This window comes from Kibdelosporangium phytohabitans (assembly GCF_001302585.1).
In the GTDB taxonomy this organism is placed as follows: Bacteria; Actinomycetota; Actinomycetes; order Mycobacteriales; family Pseudonocardiaceae; genus Kibdelosporangium; species Kibdelosporangium phytohabitans.
This window is the reverse complement of the sequence record NZ_CP012752.1, coordinates 6,639,575-6,657,568: the sequence shown is the minus strand read 5'-3', so window position 1 is coordinate 6,657,568 and position 17,994 is coordinate 6,639,575. Positions and strand designations below refer to the sequence as shown.

At 69.7% G+C, this 17,994-nt stretch carries 12 protein-coding genes and 1 pseudogene; 8 read left to right on the top strand and 5 right to left on the bottom strand.

Annotated elements, in window-relative coordinates; all coding sequences use genetic code 11:
- Nucleotides 1-46: 46 nt before the first annotated feature.
- From AOZ06_RS56935 to AOZ06_RS30030, 3 genes are all read left to right on the top strand, one after another.
- The gene (locus AOZ06_RS56935; RefSeq protein WP_157233341.1) at nucleotides 47-610 is read left to right on the top strand and encodes a cytochrome P450 family protein; all 564 of its coding nucleotides are present in this window, start codon (nucleotides 47-49) and stop codon (nucleotides 608-610) included.
- Between the two features lie 234 nt (nucleotides 611-844).
- The gene (locus tag AOZ06_RS30035; protein ID WP_054292476.1) at nucleotides 845-2,110 is read left to right on the top strand and encodes a KAP family P-loop NTPase fold protein; all 1,266 of its coding nucleotides are present in this window, start codon (nucleotides 845-847) and stop codon (nucleotides 2,108-2,110) included.
- Nucleotides 2,107-3,909, top strand: coding sequence for an Hsp70 family protein (locus AOZ06_RS30030; RefSeq protein ID WP_054292475.1), 1,803 nt, complete (start codon nucleotides 2,107-2,109; stop codon nucleotides 3,907-3,909). The genes AOZ06_RS30035 and AOZ06_RS30030 overlap by 4 nt, the downstream gene beginning before the upstream one ends.
- Nucleotides 3,910-3,966: 57 nt before the next feature.
- Here AOZ06_RS30030 and AOZ06_RS30025 read toward each other — a convergent pair whose 3' ends face one another.
- Nucleotides 3,967-5,040 (bottom strand): DUF8189 domain-containing protein, encoded by a 1,074-nt coding sequence (locus AOZ06_RS30025; RefSeq protein ID WP_054292474.1) that lies wholly within the window; start codon nucleotides 5,038-5,040, stop codon nucleotides 3,967-3,969.
- A gap of 198 nt (nucleotides 5,041-5,238) precedes the next feature.
- Here AOZ06_RS30025 and AOZ06_RS30020 point away from each other — a divergent pair, with 198 nt between their 5' ends.
- A complete protein-coding gene (locus tag AOZ06_RS30020) occupies nucleotides 5,239-8,175 on the top strand; it encodes an AfsR/SARP family transcriptional regulator (RefSeq protein ID WP_054292473.1) in 2,937 nt (978 codons plus the stop codon).
- 4 nt (nucleotides 8,176-8,179) lie between these two features.
- On the opposite strand, the gene AOZ06_RS30015 is transcribed toward AOZ06_RS30020, so the two are convergent.
- Nucleotides 8,180-8,560, bottom strand: coding sequence for a winged helix-turn-helix transcriptional regulator (locus AOZ06_RS30015; protein WP_054292472.1), 381 nt, complete (start codon nucleotides 8,558-8,560; stop codon nucleotides 8,180-8,182).
- Between the two features lie 74 nt (nucleotides 8,561-8,634).
- Here AOZ06_RS30015 and AOZ06_RS30010 point away from each other — a divergent pair, with 74 nt between their 5' ends.
- Nucleotides 8,635-9,564, top strand: coding sequence for an NADP-dependent oxidoreductase (locus AOZ06_RS30010; protein WP_054292471.1), 930 nt, complete (start codon nucleotides 8,635-8,637; stop codon nucleotides 9,562-9,564).
- Here AOZ06_RS30010 and AOZ06_RS30000 read toward each other — a convergent pair.
- A pseudogene (locus tag AOZ06_RS30000) lies at nucleotides 9,565-10,461 on the bottom strand (ATP-binding cassette domain-containing protein).
- Nucleotides 10,462-10,623: 162 nt separating this feature from the next.
- Here AOZ06_RS30000 and AOZ06_RS59155 point away from each other — a divergent pair.
- From AOZ06_RS59155 to AOZ06_RS29985, 3 genes are all read left to right on the top strand, one after another.
- The gene (locus tag AOZ06_RS59155) at nucleotides 10,624-11,346 is read left to right on the top strand and encodes a class I SAM-dependent methyltransferase (RefSeq protein ID WP_054292468.1); all 723 of its coding nucleotides are present in this window, start codon (nucleotides 10,624-10,626) and stop codon (nucleotides 11,344-11,346) included.
- Nucleotides 11,347-11,531: 185 nt separating this feature from the next.
- Complete coding sequence (locus tag AOZ06_RS29990) at nucleotides 11,532-11,912, top strand: STAS domain-containing protein (protein WP_169799003.1); 381 nt, start codon at nucleotides 11,532-11,534, stop codon at nucleotides 11,910-11,912.
- Nucleotides 11,913-12,292: 380 nt separating this feature from the next.
- Nucleotides 12,293-13,510: a PP2C family protein-serine/threonine phosphatase gene (locus AOZ06_RS29985; protein ID WP_054292466.1), complete on the top strand. Its 1,218-nt coding sequence runs from the start codon at nucleotides 12,293-12,295 to the stop codon at nucleotides 13,508-13,510.
- Nucleotide 13,511: 1 nt separating this feature from the next.
- Here the strand turns inward: AOZ06_RS29985 and AOZ06_RS29980 are convergent, their stop codons facing one another.
- Both AOZ06_RS29980 and AOZ06_RS29975 read right to left on the bottom strand, forming a co-directional pair.
- On the bottom strand, nucleotides 13,512-13,829 hold the full coding sequence (locus AOZ06_RS29980) for an STAS domain-containing protein (RefSeq protein WP_054292465.1): 318 nt from the start codon (nucleotides 13,827-13,829) through the stop codon (nucleotides 13,512-13,514).
- Nucleotides 13,829-17,938, bottom strand: coding sequence for a SpoIIE family protein phosphatase (locus AOZ06_RS29975; RefSeq protein WP_054292464.1), 4,110 nt, complete (start codon nucleotides 17,936-17,938; stop codon nucleotides 13,829-13,831). Before AOZ06_RS29975 ends, AOZ06_RS29980 begins: the two co-directional genes overlap by 1 nt.
- Between the last annotated feature and the right edge of the window lie 56 nt (nucleotides 17,939-17,994).

The following is a 17,994-nucleotide window of genomic DNA, read 5'->3' as shown; positions in this document are numbered from 1 at the left end:
GGCGGGCAGCAACATCCAGACGGTAGACCCGCCCGAACACACGGCCGTGCACAGCGTGCTCACGAACGCGGTACGCCACCGGAACCTCGCCTTCACCGAGCCGCTCTGCCTGGAGTCGATCTCCGCGTTCTTCGGCGTGGCGCACCGGATCGTGCGATCCAGGGACTCGGCGCTGCGACCGGAGGCGCTTGATCCGGGTCTGCGGGCGATGGCGCAGCTGGCGGCCATGGGGGACGCCTGGCTGACCGATCCGCTTCGATCCGCCGATCCAGGGCACCTCCCGCCTGTGCGTGCGCGACACCGATCTCGGTCCTGTCCACGTCGAACGAGCGAGTACGTTCTCGTGTTGTTCGCTGCCGCCAACAGGGATCCCGATCAGTCCGCCGAGCCGGAGCGGTTCGTCGCCGACCGGCGGCCCGGGCCACAGCTCGGATTCGGCTGGGGAGTGCACGCGTGCGTCGGTGGCTTGTTCGCCAAGGCGATGATGCGCGCGACCGGCATCGGGCCGGCCCGGTATCCGGACTTCCGCAAGGCGGGGTCCGTGGAGTTCCGGGAGCAGGCCACTGTCCGCGCCGTCGCCCGGTTGCCGGTCAGCCCGCGTCCGCGGTGACCGGCCTGCTGGGCCGCGCGAAGCCGATCACCACCGCTTGATCCGATTCCGGTATTCCCGGATGTCATTTTCTACACGACTTCGCGACGTCGTCACCAAGGTGTCGTGAAGTCGGTGATCCACAATTCCGTTGCCGCGCAAGGGTGGTCCGTCGTAATAGCGTCTGGCACAATCCACGCTGCCTCGAGTCCTGAATCGCAGATTTGACGCAGTGGCAGGAGAAGTTCACCAACAATGCTGATACTCAGTGACAACCCGATAACGGACGCCTCGCAGGACGAGTTCGGATTCCGCGGCCACGCCGAGGTGCTGTGCCGGGCGGTCACGGAGGTCGCGGATCTCCCGCTCACCCTCGCCGTGCTCGGGCCGTGGGGTTCGGGGAAGACCAGTTTCCTCAATATCTGCCGCGATATGCTGCGCAAACGGGGAATGACGACGATCAGCTTCGGCCCGTGGAAATACGACGAGCGCGAGGAAGTGTGGCACGCGCTGTTGCAGACGCTGCTCGACGAGCTCGCCGGCCAGGTGGAGAACTCCCCGGATCCGACTGTCCGGCAACGGCTTGGCCGGGTGATGGGACGACTGCGCCGGTTGAGCCTGACGGCCAGCTGGCTGCTGTCCCGGCAGCTGCTGACCACGCTCACCCCGATCTCGATCACCACCGCGGATCGGCAGGAACTGGCGGAGTCGTGGAACGGCGACAAACCGGCCGGTCCGGCGTTCACCGACGAGTACCGCGCGGCGAATCGGTTCGAACGCGATTTCGCGGAAGTCGTGCGGGAACTGACCGGGAACGCGCCGCTGGCGGTCTTCATCGACGACCTGGACCGGTGCCGCCCGGGAACCGCGCTTTCGGTACTGGAGGCGCTGCGCATCTTCACCGGCGACGCGCCGTGCGTCTTTGTCATCGCGATGGACCAGGGTGCTTTGACCGACGCCGCTGCCAGGCATTTCGACGGGGACCAGATCCGCGGCAGGCGCTATCTGGAGAAGCTCGTGCACTTCTCCTACCACCTTCCCGGTGTGCGCTGGGAGTCGCTGGGAAACGCGTTGCGGCACCGGCTGAGGTTCCTGCCGGACGACCCGGTGATCTGGGAGGTGATCCGGCTCGGCTTCCAGAACAACCCGCGCCGCGTCCGGCGGTTCGTCGGCACGTACAACCTGACCCTCACCATGCTGTCCGGGGCGGGCGAACAGTCGGACACCCGGATCCGCCAGGTCGCGATCCTGCTCATGCTCCGCCAGGAGCACCCGGACTTCTTCGCCCGGTTGACGACTGATCCGGAGATCTGGCAGCGCTTCACCGCGGCCGTGAACCGGCGGCTGACGCTGGCCGACGACCTCGCTCTGGCCGACCGCGATCCGGACCTGATCCCCATCATGGGCCGGATCGCCGACCGCTCCCGCTTCGCCTTCCCGCCCGCGCCTGCCGCCGATCTCGTGCTGACGCTCAGCGAAGTCGTCGTGATCGCGGGCGTGGTGCCCGAGGAGCAGCCGTGATCGAGGTCGACGTCGACCCGGAGACCCGGTACGCGGTCGGTCTCGACATCGGTGACGGCGAGAGCTGCCTGTTCTGGCTGGACACCACGGATCCGGCGGCGGAAGCGCAGCTCTACGAGCGGAGCAGGCCGGTGGAACGCACAGTGCTCACCGCGCTGGCCCGGCGCCGCGAGACCGGCGAATGGATCTTCGGTGAGGCCGCGCTGCTGGCCGGGGACGCCTTCCAGTTCGTGGTGAACCTCAAGAAGGCGCCGGTCGAGTCGTTCAGCACGCCGGACGCGGTCCAGTTCGCCCAGGCCTTCCTCGACGAGTTCTTCTCGGCGCACCCCGAGGTCAAGACCAGTTGTCAGATCATGATCGGCTACCCCACCGGCTGGCCGCAGCCCGCCCGCGACATCTACCAGCGCTTCCTGCGTACCTCGGACATCCCGCTCGCGGTGCTCCCCGAGTCGCAGTCGGCGCTGGTGCACGTGTGGGACCTGCGCCGCCGCCAGCCCGCCGGTGCCAGGCAGGACATCGACAACGTCCTCGTCATCGACATCGGTTCGTCCACTGTGGACGTCACCATGGTCAGCGCGCTGAATCCGGTGAACATCCCGGTCGGCGCCGACCTCGGCTGCCGGGACATCGACGACGAACTGGCGCGGCGGGTCACCGGGGCGCTCGCCGGGGATCCGGCGTTCGACCGGGCGATGACCTCGCAGGACTCGCCGATGCTGCTCCGGTTCGTCTGCAGGCGCGCCAAGGAAGCACAGTTCGGCGGACACGGCATGCTCGTGCACGACCGGCCGGAGGCGTTGAACCCGCGCCTGGGGGCCATCATGGACCACGCGACAGCGTGGCTGCGCGCCCAGGACATCCCGCACCTGGTCGAGCGCGGGTGGGCCGGGCGGTTGCGCGACCTCCTGCTCGACGTGCGCGACAAGCTGGAGCACCAGCCTGAGGTGGTGGTGCTCACCGGCGGCGGCAGCCGGATGCCGGTCACACGGCGGATCTGCGCGCAGCTGTTCCCCGACGCTTCGCACGAACTGGACGACGAGCCGTCGTTCTCGGTCGGCCGGGGCCTGGCCAGCGCCGGGCGGCACCGGATCCAGGCCATGCGCTTCCGCCGGGACGCGACCGGTGTCGCCGCCCGGCCGGAAGTCGCCCAGGCGCTGCGGGACGCGACAGTCGAGGCATTCGCCACCGTCCGCGACCAGACAGTGGCGCTGCTGCGGGAGACCGATCCCCAACAGTGGGGCGACCTGATCGAATCACCCCCGCCAGGCTTGCCGGACGCGGCGCGCGGCATCGAGGAAGCCGTCGACGCCAGCGTCCGGCCGTTGGTGCACCAGATCTGCGACGCCTACGAGATCCCGCACGGGCACCGCGACCTGGACACGAGGCTGGCGCCCGACCGCCTGTTCATCAGCGAGTTCACGCAGCGGGTCACCGAGATCCCCCGTGCGAGCCTCCCCGACGTCTCGGACACCGACCTGTCCCACGCCACAGTGCAGATCGGCCGGTTCGCGATGCAGGGCTTCGCCGGTGCGCAGGGTGTACTGGCACGGCTGCGCGGCGGGATCAAGGCAGGCGGCCAGGCAGCGCTCATCGCCGGTGCGATGTACCTGGTGTTCGCCGGAGGTTCGTGGGCCGTGCAGACCGTGGCCGGTCAGCGCAGACGCCGCCAGGTGCTGAACGCGGTCGCCACGATGGAACTGCCGGGGGAAGCGATCACCACGCTGGAACACGAACTGGCCGCGGAGATCGCCCGAGTGGTCGGTGAACGCGTCGCGCCACTGGAACGGATGGTCCGCTGACCTCACGACCACGGGCATGAACACAGCCGGGAACTGTGTTCATGCCCTGTTCGACGGTTACGGCGTGGACGAACAGACGCGCAGCGGGCCCACTCTGGCGTCCGTGGGGAAGTTCGTCGCAGCCACGGACCACCCGCCGAACGCGTTCGCGACCGCCTCGGGGTTGTTCGGCGACGGCGTCCCGTAACCCGAGTCGACCACGACCCAGCCCGACCACGTCGCCCCGCCGTCGAACGACGAGTTGCGCCAGATGGGACGGACCGGTGTGCGCACCTCGCCACCCCGGACGAACACGACCAGCTCACCGGAACCCGTCGCGGCCGCGCCAGGTTCGGACACCGCGCTGCCCGGCGGCGCCGCCAGGTCGTACCACGGAGTCCACGACGAGCCGTTGAAGCTGATCCCCGCCACCCGCGAGGAGTTCGTCCGCACGAACACGTCGACCAGTCCCGGTCCGCGCGACACCGCGATCGGGTCGACCCCGAACCTGCCGCCGAGCCCGGTCCACGGGCCCCAGGTGGAGCCGGTGCGCTCGATGTAGTACAGGTCGTCGGCCTGGCCGCGGGTGACCACGGCGACGTGCCCCGGCCTGGTGGAGACGCCGATCGGGCTGGAGGTCAGCACGCCACCGAGGCTGGTGTGCTGGCCCCAGACACCGTTGGCGTGTTCCACGTACCACAGCTGCTTGTTCGTGCCCCGGTAGAACACGATGAGATGCCTGGGGCCCAGCGACACCACATGCGGGTTCCAGGTGATCCGCCCGCCGAGGTTCTGCCAGCCGGATGTCGTGCCGTTGTCGAACTGCATCGCGTACAGCCCGTCGTCGCCGCCTCGCACGACAACCGCCGAATGCCCATCGGCCGAGGACACCGCGGCCGGTTCGGAGCGGGAGACGCCGCCCAGGTTCTGGAAGCTGTTCACGGCGTTCGTGCGGGGATCGACCTGGGTGCGCAAGACGCTCCCGCCCAGGCCGGTCTGGTAGATGTCCAGCGGCCCGCCGGGCATCGACGCCAGACCGATGTCGTTGTTGTTGCCCCGCTCCAGCTGGACGCACGCGGTCGCGGCCGTCGCGGTCGCGGGCGCCAGCAGGCTGGTGGCCAGCGCGGTGGCGGCCACGAAGATCTTCTTCACAGCGCGCAAGGTTCCTCCCGGCGTCGTGCCGGTGCCCGGTGCCCGGGTGGCGCTGTCTCGCGGTTTCTCGTCATGGCCGGACCTTGCCGGACCGCGCCACCCGGGAATGTTGTGAATGTGTTGTGGCGGCCGGATTGCCGGATCTAGGATGCACCGGTCGGGGATGCGGACAGGGCACTGCCACCCGCGGGGGACAACGTGGATTTCCGGCTCCTGGGACCGGTTCGCCTGCACGCGGCCGGAAAAGCCGTCGAGGTCGGCGAACCGCGACGGCAGGCGGTGCTTGCCGTCCTGCTGATCGACGCGGGCCGCACCGTCGACGTCGACGTGCTGGTCGACCGGGTGTGGGGCGAGGCGCCGCCCAAGCACGTGCGGCGCTCGCTGCAGGCGCACATCACCCGGATCCGGCGTGCTCTCGAACAGGCCGATCCCGATGGGGCGCAAGTGGTTCGCGACTCCGGCGGGTACCGCATCACGATCCGGCCGCAGCAGGTCGACGTGTTCCGGTTCCGCAGCGCGTTCCAGGATCATCCCACCGATGCCGCCGCGCTGCGTGCGGCTCTCCTGCTGTGGCAGGGTGAACCGCTCGCGGGGTTGCGTGGCCCCTGGGTGGAACGCACGCGCACGGCGTTGCGCCACGAGTACGTGGCCGCGGTCGTGGCGTGGGCCGAGGCGGAGATTCGTGGCGGCAACCCGCTGGCGACGATCGCCCGGCTGACTGAGCTCGCCGACGAACACCCGTTGCAGGAAATGGCTGCCGCGGCGTTGATGCGCGCGCTTTACGCCGTCGGCCGCGGCGCCGACGCACTGGCCCGCTACGAGCGGATCCGGCTGGCGTTGCGCGACGAACTCGGCGCCGACCCAGGCCCCGAACTCGTGGCCGTGCACCAGGCAGTGTTGCACCACGACCTGCGGCCAAGGCATGTGACACCCGCCCAGTTGCCGGCGGACGTCGCCGCGTTCACCGGCAGGGCGGAACAACTGGCCCAATTGGACCGGTTCACAGGCGGGACGTCCCGGACATCGGTGGTCGTGTGTGTCACCGGCACGGCTGGGGCGGGCAAAACGGCAACGGTCGTGCATTGGGGGCATCAGGTCCGCGACCGGTTCCCGGATGGACAGCTGTACCTGGACCTGTGCGGGTACGACCCGGGCGAGCCGATGCCGTCCACCGACGCGCTGGCCGTACTGCTGACCGCGTTGCTGCCCGCGGGCACGGAGATCCCGCTCATGCCGGCCGAACGCGCCGCCCGGTTCCGTACGGAAGTCGCGGCACGGCGAATGCTTGTCGTGCTGGACAATGCGGCGAGCGTGGAACAGGTCCGGCCGCTGCTGCCGGGCACGCCCATGTGCGCGGTCGTGATCACCAGCCGCGACTCACTCGCCGGTCTCGTGGCACTGCACGGCGCCCACCGCATCGAAATGGACCGGCTGCCCGCGGCGGACGCGGTCACATTGCTGCACCGGCTCATCGGTGAACGTGTCGACGCCGAGCCAGAGGCGACCGCGGCGCTCGCCGAGCGGTGCGTACGGCTTCCGTTGACCTTGCGCCTGGCGGCCGAATACGCTGTTTCACGGTCACGCACCCCACTGTCCCGTTTGGTCGATGAACTGCGCGCCGCGCAACGCACACTCGATGTGCTCAGCGGCGGCAGTGACCAGCGAGCCGCTGTGCGAGCGGTGTTCTCGTGGTCACTGCGGCAACTGAGCGCCGAGGCCGCTCATGCGTTCGCCGTCCTGGGTCGTCATCCCGCGCCGATGTTCGACGCGCACGCCCTGGCGTCGATCACCGACCGGCCGCTCGAACAAGCACAGCGTTCACTGGACGCCCTTGTCCGTGCGAACTTGGTTCACGCCACCGGTTCCGACCGTTATGGCATGCACGACCTCCTCAAGGCCTACGCGGCGGAACTCGACGACGGCATCGACGAGCACACGGCACTCGACGGGGCATACCGGTACTACATCGCCGCGATCGCCGCGGCGATGAACTGTCTCTACCCGGGCGAGGCTCACCGGCGACCTTCCGTTGCCGATTCGAAGTATCCGATCCCCGTGTTCTCCGACGCGCACGAGGCACGCGACTGGCTGGACACCGAGCTGCCCGCTGTGCAGGCCCTCGTCGCCCACGCCGCGACACACGGCTGGCCCGAGCACGCGGCGACGTTGTCCGCACTGCTTTTCCGTTTCCTCGAAGGGCACCAGGAGACGGCAGCGCTGGCGATCAACGGACACGCCAGGGACGCGGCACACGCCGCCGGCGACCACATCGCCGAGGCCAACGCGCGGATCGCGTTGGGCGGGTTACACAAGCAAGCGGGCCGCACGAAGCTGGCCACCGCGGAGATATGGGCCGCGTACTCCTTGTTCGGTGAGGTCGCGGATGTCCTTGGGCAGGCACGCGCGGTGGGCAACGTCGGCATGATCGAGGAAAGCACCGGCCGGTACCTACCGGCGTCCGACTACTACACCACCGCGCTGGCGTTGTTCCAGCAGGCTGAGGACGTCACCGGCCAGGCGCACATGCTGACCCGGCTCGGCACGGTCGAAGTCCGGATCGGCAGCGAATCGGCGGCGCACCACCTCCGGCAGGCAATGGAGCTGCACAGGCAGGCCGGGCACCGCTTCGGCGAAGCGTGGGTCAAGATCGGCATGGGGGAGCTGGCCGCCACCGAAGGCAGGCCGGCCGACGCCATCCAGCTGCACACCGAGGCGGCCGACCTGTTCGGGCAGCTCGGCCACCAGTACAGCGAGGCGTGGGCCATCGACGGCCTGGGCAGGGCAGAGGCGTTGTGCGGCCGGCTGTCCGACGCCACCAACCACCACCGGCAGGCGCTCGGCCTGTTCCGTCAGCACGGTGACCGCATCGGCGAATCGTGGGCACTCAACGGACTCGGCGAAGCCCTCCACGCACGCGGCCACGAGGCCGCGGCCCGGGACAACCATGCCGACGCCCTGGCCATGGCTACCCGGACTGGTTGCCGTGAACAGATCGCACGGGCCCACCGCGGTCTCGCCCGAGCGGCCACCGGCGCCACCGCACGGCATCACCACGAGCACGCGATCGCCATCTACACCGAGCTGGGCCTCAGGCATGTCGTACGGGAGCAAGTCGCTGACGACAACGAGCGGTGAGGACTCAGCCGTGCTGGGCGACCGGCTCGGAATGGGCGTCGAGCGCGTCGAGGACCGCGTCGCCGTGCGCCCGCGCCCACTCGGTCAGCGTGTGGATCGGGTCGATCAGGGTCGCTCCGAGCGGGGTGAGCTCGTACTCGACGCGGGGCGGCACCTCGGCGTACGCGTGGCGGCGGACGAGCCCGTGTGATTCGAGCCGCCGGAGCGTCTGGGTGAGCACCTTGCGTGAGATGCCGCCGATCAGCTTGATCAGCCTGCCGTGCCGCACCGGGCCCTTGCTGAGACCGGCGAGCACGACCACTGTCCACTTGTCAGCGATCAGCTCGACCGCCGTGCGCGCCGGGCAGTCGGCGAGAAAAGCATCGCTGGCACCGAAACCGCTCATGGCGCCAAAGGTACCTGCTGGTTCCCATCGGAAACATAGTCTCGATTCCGTTCCCCTTCAGAGCCAGGAGAGTCATGCGAGTCATCACACAGCAGGAACTCGGCGGTCCCGAGGTGCTCACCGTCGTCGACGCGCCCGTGCCACGGCCCCTGCCGACCGAGGTACTGGTCCGTGTCAAGGCGATCGGGCTGAACCCGCTGGAGGCGCGACTGCGCGCGGGCGAGTTCCCCCTGATCGGCAAGCCGCCGTTCGTCCTCGGCTGGGACATCAGCGGCGTGGTCGAGAAGTCACCGCAGACGTGGCGTCTGCGGCCCGGTGACGAGGTGTTCGGGATGCCGTTGTTTCCCCGGCCCGCCAACGCGTACGCCGAGATCGTGTCCGCTCCGGCGTTGCACCTGGCGCGCAAGCCGGCGTCGCTCTCGCACGTCGAGGCTTCGGCGTTGCCGGTCGTCGGGCTGACAGCGTGGCAGGGTCTCGTCGACCTCGGCGGCGTGACCGCGGGCGACCGCGTCCTGGTCCACGGCGGTGGCGGCGGGGTGGGCCACGTCGCGATCCAGATCGCGAAAGCACTCGGCGCGCACGTGATCACGACCGCCAGCGGACGCAAACGGGAGTTCGCCGAGAGCTTCGGCGCCGACGAGGTGATCGACTACACGACGGTCGACTTCGCCGAGGCGGTCCGCGGCATCGACCTCGTACTCGACACGATCGGCGGCGACACCGTCGAGCGGTCGCTCGGCGTGCTGCGCCCAGGGGGGCACCTGGTGACGGCGGTCGCCGAGGAGGACACCGAGCTCGCCGCCAAGTTCGAGGTGGCGGGCATGCGCTTCACCGGCATCGCGGTCGACCCCGATCCGGTCGCCCTGCGAGGGCTCGTCGACCTCGTCGAACAGGGCAAGCTCCGGGTCCACGTGCAGGAGACGTTCCCGTTCGAGCGCGTCGCCGACGCGCACCGGCTGCTTGACAGCGGTCATCTCCAGGGCAAACTCGTCCTCACGCTCTGATCAGGCTGGGCCCGCGTTGCCGGACGGTGTCACCAGGCCGTGCTCGTACGCGAACACCACGGCCTGCGGCCGGTCACGCAACTCCAGCTTGTCCAGCACCCGGCCGAGATGGGTCTTCACCGTGGACACGCTGATGAACAGCCGCTCGGCGATCTCGGTGTTGGCAGCAGCCAGTCCGGCGACGCTCACGGTGTCCATTCCGGACACGACGATGGCATCGCCGTCGTCGGCGAACGAGGCCTGCCGCTGTTGCAGCAGCGCACGCAACTCCGCGCCCCGCGAAGTGCGCACGCGCACGGCCTTGTCCCCGGCCCGGTCGACGAACTCGCCGACCCGCACTGCGCGATCGACCTCCCGCGCCAGATGGCGACCAGGTCCTGTGCGGTCAGCGCCATTTCCGAGAGCAGGTGGCTGGACACCAGGGTCATCCTGCCTTCGCCCGCGAGCCGGTGCAGCAGCCCGTGGATCCAGTGGACGCCCTCCGGGTCGAGGCCGTTCACCGGCTCGTCGAACAGCAGCACCGCCGGATCCCCGAGCAGGGTGGTGGCGATACCGAGCCGTTGTGCCATCCCGAGCGAGAACCCGCCCACCCGGCGCCCGGCGACGTTCGCGAGCCCGACGACATCGAGATCCTCGTCCACACGCGCACGGGAAATCCCGTTGGTCGCGGCGATCCACGTCAGCTGAGCCCGCGCCGAACGCCGCGGGTGCACCCACTTCGCGTCCAGCAGCGCCCCGACCGCGCGAAGTGGATCCTTCAGCTCACGGTAGGAGCGGCCGCCGATCAGCGCACGGCCCGAGGAACCCGGTGACCTGCCCGGCCCGGACCGTGAAGGACAGATCGTCGACCGTCTTCGTGCCGCCGTAGTGCTTGCTCAGGTTCAGTACCTCGATCATGACCCGTACTGTGCTGCGGCCCGGCGGCGAAAACGCCCGATCGCGGGCCCGACCGAGTCGTACGCCGGGCCGATCCGCGTCATCCTGCGGGTTGACCCGCACTCCGAGACCGCGTCCGGTAATCGATCGCTCGTGACGCGACCGCGATCTAGGGTTGTCCGAATGGATCCGACCACCGTCGCGGTGCCCCACACACTCGTCCACCTGAAACCGTTGCTGCCGTCGCCCCCGGCCCGTGTCCTCGAGGCCGGCTGCGGCCGTGGTGCCCTGGCCAAGGCTCTGGCGGACCTCGGCTACACGGTGACCGGCGTGGACCGCAACGCGGAGATGGCCGCCGCGGCCAGGCAACGCGGCGTAGCGGTCATCGAGGCCGACATCCGTGCCGTCTCCGGCGAATACGACGTCGTGTTGTTCACGCGTTCCCTGCACCACGCCGAGGACCTGGACGACATCCTGGCCCACACCGCCACGTTGCTCGCCCCGGGGGGACAGATCGTCATCGAGGAGTTCGCCTGGGAGAAGGTGGACCGGGCCGCCGCGCACTTCCTCTACGACAACCGCGCGATGCTGGTCAGCGCGGGCATGCTCGACGCCGAGCTGCCCACCGGAGACCTGCTCGATGCCTGGGTGGACGGCCACGATTGGCTCCACCAGGGCTCGGCGATGCTCGACGCGCTCAAGTGCGTGGGCACTGATCTGACCACAGTGCCCACAAGCATTGTCTGGCGCCTGATCGACGGCCGCGGCGGTCGCTGGGTCGAGCCCGCCACCCGCGCCGCCGACGTCCTGGCCACCATTCGCGACGCCGAGGAACGACGCATCGCCGCCGGTATGCTCCCGCAGGTCGGCCTGGTGGCGTCCGTCCGTCCGCGACACCCCGGGTGACCAGCGCCGTTTGCGGTCACCTGTGATCCGTCGTACGGTCGGGTCAGACAGACACCGAGAAGTCGGCGCGGTTGAGCAACCAGGCGCGTCGCACGCCGCTGCTGCGATCTCGTGTGGTCGGGCGGTTCGCCGTGTTTCCCGGGTGCATGGATTTCCGTGGTTGCACCCCGTACGAGGAGCACCCGATGAGCACCGATGTTTTTCACGATGAAGAGCTGGTTTCCGTCGACGTCAGCAGGGAGGCCGACGTCGTGGTCGTTCGCGTCACGGGCGAACTGGACATGTCGACCCTCGAGCCGGTGGAAAGAGCCGTGTGGCAGGAGCTGGCGGCGGACCCGCGCGGCCTCGTGGTCGACATGCGGGACGTGACGTTCTGCGGATCGACCGGGCTGCGCCTGCTGGTCCAGGCCCGGCAACGGGCCACGTCCACGCGCGCCGGGTTCCGGGTCGTGACGGCCATGAACCCGACGGTGTCGCGGGTGCTGGAGATCAGCGGCCTGGACACCGTGTTCGAGCAGTGCGAATCCGTGTCGGACGCCGTCCGGGAACTGACGGCGGCGGCCTGACCCGCTGACATGGACCGGGCGGCGAACTCGCCGCTCCCCACGGCGCGTCCAGCGCTCCGGCCAGGGAGATCACCCCGGCGCCCGCAGGCGGACGCGGTGACGGTTCGACACACGTCGGTCCGCGCCCACTTCTGCTCGGGGGCCGGGCGCCAGGGCGACCATCCTCCAAGGTGCACCGGTTTCTCCTTGCCCGAAGGCGGCGAGACCACCGGATCTCCGGTTCTCCATCTCTTGTTCGCCAGGTCCGGGTACCCCCGGACCCAGCGGATCACTCCAGCCACGTGGTCGCCTGATCGGGCGAATCGGTCGATTGTGGACAGCCGGGTGCCTTCTCGAGCTCGGACCGAGCCGCGGCCAAGGCCGTTCGTTAGGGTTGCGCCATGACGGAGGAGTCCAGCGCCGAGGATCTGCTGCGCCGGATCGAGAGTGTGACCGATTCGGCGCTGTCGCACCTGGGCCTGGAGAAGCTCCTCGAGGAGCTGCTTGCGCGGGTCCGGGAACACCTGTCCGTCGACACCGCCACCGTGTTGCTGCACGACAACGCCTCGGGCCAGCTGATCGCGACCGCCTCCGCCGGGTTCGACGAGGAGATCCGGCAGGGTGTGCGGCTCCCGGTCGGTACGGGGTTCGCCGGGCGGGTGGCCGCGGAACGCAAGCCGATCACCATCGACCACGTCGACGCTTCGACCGTGGTCAACCCGCTGCTGTGGGAAAAGGGCCTGCACGCGATGCTGGGCGTGCCGATGGTGGCCGGGTCGCAACTGGTCGGCGTTGTGCACGTCGGCTCGTTCGTGCACCGTCAGTTCACCGCGCGGGACATCAGGTTGCTCGAGCTCGCGGCGGACCGGATGGCATTGGCGACCCAAGCGCAGGTGGTCCGCACCGAGCGGGCCACAGCCACGGCGTTGCAGCGCAGTTTGCTGCCCGGCCGGTTGCCGCGCCCGGCTGGGCTGGAGTTCGCCGCCCGCTACGTTCCCGGTGCCGACGTCCGGGTGGGCGGTGACTGGTACGACGTCTTCGAACTGCCTGGTGAGCGCTGGGGCATCGTCATGGGGGACGTGGTCGGGCACGGTCTGCCCGCGGCGGTGGTCATGGGGCGGCTGAGGAGCGCCTTGCGCGCGTACGCGTTGCTGGACATCGACGATCCCGCCGAAGTGCTCGACAAGCTCAACCGCAAGGCCGTGCACTTCGAGGCCGGGATCATGGCCACCGTGCTGTACGCGGTCGTCGACCCGGCGTTCGACCGGATCCGCATCTCCTTGGCCGGGCACCCACCGCCCGTGCTGGCCGTTGCAGGCGAGCCGACGCGCTTGCTGGAGTTGGTGCCCGACCCGCCGATCGGTGTGCGGTACGACCTACGGCGCCGGGACGCTGTGGTCACCTTTCCACCGGAAGCGGTCATGGCCTTCTTCACCGACGGGCTGGTCGAACGCCGTGGGTGGACGTTGAACACCGGCCTGGCGATGCTGGGTGAGACGATCACCGCCGGACCCGCCGAGGCGGTCACCGCCAAGGCGATGTCCGTCCTGACACAGGCCGTCCCGCCGGAGGACGACGTCGCGCTCCTGGTGATGCGCCGGCTGCGGGCCGGGAAGTGAGCTACTGCTCCTGACCTGAACCGGACGAGGTCCGCCGGCCGTGCACGGTCGTCATGGCGGACAGGCCGGAGAAGGCGACCACGGGCGCGAGGAGCTCGGGCACGATCACCTCGATCCGGTCGGCGTGGATGAACAGAACGCTCAACCCCGCGCTGTCCATGTATTCGACGCCGGAGAGGTCGACGACGAGCCGCCCCGGGGCGTCGTCGATGGCGGCCGCGAAGGAATCGCTGTTGGTCATGTCGATTTCACCGGCGACCTTGAGCGTCACAGCGCCTTCGGTGTCATGGCTGGTTGTCACGGTGAGCGGTGTCGTCATCAGGCGATCCCCATGTGCATGTCGACGATTGTGCCGTCCGGGCTTGAATTGATGGTGAATTCCCGCGTGAGCGCACGCATCAACCCGATTCCGCGCCCGCGGTGCGGGTTGGCCTCGGGCTGGGGTGTCTTCCACCGGCCGGTGTCCGTGACCGTCACGTGCAACCTGTCGCTCAAGGCTTCGGCCCGGACCCGCACCATGGCACTCGGCATGTCGTGGTAGCCGTGGTCGATCGCGTTGGCCGACGCCTCGCCGACGACCACCAGCAGCGCTTGGGCGACCTCTCCGGACAGCCCGCACCGTTGCGACCACGCGCGGAGTTCCCTGCGAATCGGCGCGAGACGAGCCGGTTCGGCGGGGACGGTGATGTCCAGCGGGGCCGGATGGCGGCACAGCAGCAGCGCCACGTCGTCGTCGTAGCCCCCGGCGGGCGCCAGCTTCGTCATCAGCTGCGTGGCCACGTCGTCGAGGGCCGAGTCGTGGCCCGCGACAACGGCCTCGGCAGCCAGGGCGATGCCCTCGGTCAGCGGCTGGCGGCGCCGCTCGACCAACCCGTCGGTGTACATCAGCAACGTCGTGCGGGGAGGCATGACGCATTCCGCCGCTGGGCGTGGTTTGCCGGAACGAACGGCCAACGGCGTCGAGCTCGCCTGGTCGAGCAGGGCGGTGACGCCGTCGGCGTGGGCGAGGATCGGGGGAGGGTGCCCGGCGCTGGAGTAAGTCAGGACGCCGGTCTCCGGGTTGAGGATGCCGCAGAAAACGGTCGTGCAGCGCGCGCCGGGAATGCCCGCCGCGAAATCGTCCAACGCCATGAGGGTGCGTGCGGGGCTCGGGTGCTGCAGCAACAACGCCCGGCAGGCACTGCGCAGCTGGCCCATCACAGCGGCGGCTTTCAGGCCGCGGCCGACGCAGTCGCCGACGACGATGCCGATGCTGCCGTCCGGCAGGTGGACGGCGTCGTACCAGTCACCGCCGACGCTGAGCGGGCGGGCAGCCGGTTCGTACCGGACGGCGAACCCGTCGGGCAGCGTGGACGGGCCCAGGATGGCGCGTTGCAGCTCGAGCGCGGTTTCACGCTGCTGATCGATCTGGCGGGCCCGGGCCAGGCCCTGAGCGAGATGACCGCCCAGCAGGGACAGCAGGACGGTGTCCTGGTCGGTGAAGGGGCGCCGTCCGTCCGGGGCGAACCAGAGCACCATGCTGCCGTCGGGGTGGTCGAGGGTGATGCCCGTTCCGAGGGCGCCGCTGGCCGTGCTCAACGCGGGCCGTTCGCGTAGCGCTGTCAGGAACGTCCGGTGCTCGTCGTCCAGGTCGCTCCACGAGCGGTCCGCGTCGGTGCTGGTCACCGTGGGCCTGTTGCGTTCGCCGAAGACCACGGCGACCACGCGCTCGGCGCGCCACAGGCTCCGCAGCTGCTCCAAGGCCGCGGCCAGGGCGTCCGGAAGGCTGACCGCGGCGGACATGCGCATGTGCAGCGCGGCCAACGCGGTGTCGCGCTGGATGGCGTAGTGCTCGGCGGTGACGTCGCGGAACGTGCCGACGGTGACGGCGTGTCCCGAATCGGGATCCTGAACCGGGTTGAACGTGGCGCTGATCCACAGCCGGTGGCCGTCGCGGTGCGTGACGGGAATGGTGAGACTGGCCTGCTTTCGCTGGGACAGACCGGCGAACACGTCCGTGACCTGGCGATGGGCCTCCGGATCGGTGTTCTCGTCCGGCCACCACGGGTGCGGCTGCCGGTACGGCAGACCCTCCGGGCCGTAGCCGAGGATGTCGGTGAACGCGGAGTTGGTCTCGATGACGGCACCCTCGTCGTCGCAGACGAAGAACGCCTCCTGCAAGGAGTCGACGAGCGCGGTCCGCCAACGCGCGTGGTGCGTGCGCAGACGCGACAGTTCGACGTTCGCACGCACCCGGGCCAGCAGTTCAGCCGCGGAGAACGGCTTGACCAGGTAGTCGTCGGCACCGGCGTGCAGGCCCTCGATGGAGGCCTCCTGCCCGGCGCGGGCGGACAACAACAGCACCGGCACCGCCTCCGTGCGCCGATCCGCCCGCAGTTCCGACACCAGCGCGAGACCGTCCAGGCGGGGCATCATCACATCACTGATGACGAGATCAGGTGCCTGCGTGCGAGCTGCTTGCAGGGCGTCGACGCCGTCGGTGACGGTGTGGACGTCGTAACCGGCACCGGTCAGCAGACGGGCGAGGTACTCCCGCATGTCGGCGTTGTCGTCCGCGACCAGGACCGCCGTGGCCGACGCGGGCGCCGGGGTGACGTTGATGCCCAGGTCGTTGACGTTCTGCTCGCCGGGCAGCCAGCGCAGAGCCTCCTGCACGTACGGGTCGGCGGTCATCGACGTGGCCGGGGCGTCCGCGGCCGGGGACAACGCGTCGGCAGGCAGGTGGGCGGAGCCGAACGGCAGCCGGATCGTGAAGCGGGTGCCTTTGCCCACGACGCTGTCCGCGGTCGTGGTGCCGCCGTGCAACCCGACCAGTTCGTGCACGAGGGCGAGCCCGATGCCGCTGCCTTCGTTCGACCGGGACCGCGTGTTCTCGATGCGGTGGAATCGCTGGAACAGCCGCGGGATCTCCTCGGGCGGCACGCCGACACCCGTGTCCGCGACCGTGACCACCGCTTCGCCGTCGCCCGCGCGCAGGGAAACCTCGACCGAGCCGTCGAAGGTGAACTTCAGCGCGTTGCTGAGCAGGTTCAGGACCACCTTCTCCCACATGCCGCGATCGATGTACACCGGTTCGGGCAGCCGACCGCAGTCGACGTGGAAGGCCAGTCCCGCCCGGTCGAACGCCGACCGGAAGACGCTGGCCAGGTCGGCGGTGACGGCGGCGAGGTCGACCGGCTCGTACGCGGCCCGCATCCGCCCGGCCTCGATGCGGGAGAAGTCCAGGAGGCTGTTGACGAGCTTGCCGAGCCGCAGACCGTTGCGCTTGATCAGGTCCAGCTCGTCGAGGACGCGGCGGTCCTGCTGGGCGAGCCGGTCCCGCAGTTCGTCGAGCGGCCCCATGATGAGCGTCAGCGGAGTGCGGAACTCGTGGCTGATGTTCGAGAAGAACGTGGTCTTGGCGCGGTCCAGTTCGGCCAGTTCCTCGGCACGCCGCTGCTGTGCCTGGAAGCTGCGGGCGCTCGCGATCCCCGCCGCGATGTGCCCGGCGACCAGTTCGACGAAGCCGCGGTAGCCCTCGTCCAGCGGCCGGTACTGGTTGAGCCCGGCCACCAGGAACCCGTACTGCCGCAGCGGGACGAGAAGCGCCTGCGTGGGCGGGTCCGGCCAGCCGCCGCTCGGGAGCCGCGCCGCCGACGCCTTGTCCAGCGGCACCACCACCGACTTGCCCTCGACCAGTCCCCGCATGGGCCACACCGTCCCCGGGTCCTCATCGGACACCATGCCCGCGGCGGCCGGGTGCCCCGCCGGGACGCCGGTCGTGCCTGCCAGGTGTGCGCTGCCGTCGTCCTGGAACAGGTAGGTCAGGGTGAAGGGGAGGTCGCGCTGGTTGCGGGCCAGCTGGTCGCAGGAGAACGCGATCGTCTCCTGTTGCGTGCGCACGACGCTGGTGTCCGAGCCGAGGTCACGCAGCGTCGCCATCCGCCGCTCACCGATGACCTTCCCGGTGTCCTCGCTGACGACGCAGAGCATGCCGACCACGATGCCCGCGTCGTCGCGCAGCGGGCTGTAGGAGAAAGTGTGGTAGGTCTCCTCCGGGTAGCCGGAGCGTTGCAGGAACAGCAGGAGCTCCTCGTCCCACGTCGCCTGCCCGGTGGTCAGCACGGTCTCGATCCGCGGCCCGATGTCGTCCCAGATCTCCGCCCAGACCTCGCGGGCCGACCGGCCCAGCGCCCACGGGTACTTCCGGCCGAGGGTGTCGCGGCGGTAGGCCGCGTTGCAGAAGAACGTCAGCTCCGGACCCCACGCCAGCCACATGGGAAACCGCGACGACAGCAGGATGCCGACTGCCGTCCGCAGGCTCTGCGACCAGCCGGCCGGCGGGCCCAGCGGGCTCGCGGCCCAGTCGACCGCCGCCAGGTCGGTGCCGACCTCACCGCCGGCGGCGAACACGTCCGCCCAGGATCTTTCGACCTCAGAGTCCGTCACCGAACGAGTCTCTCCCTCACACAACCCGCACCGAAGCGCTGTTCGTGGTCACCGGC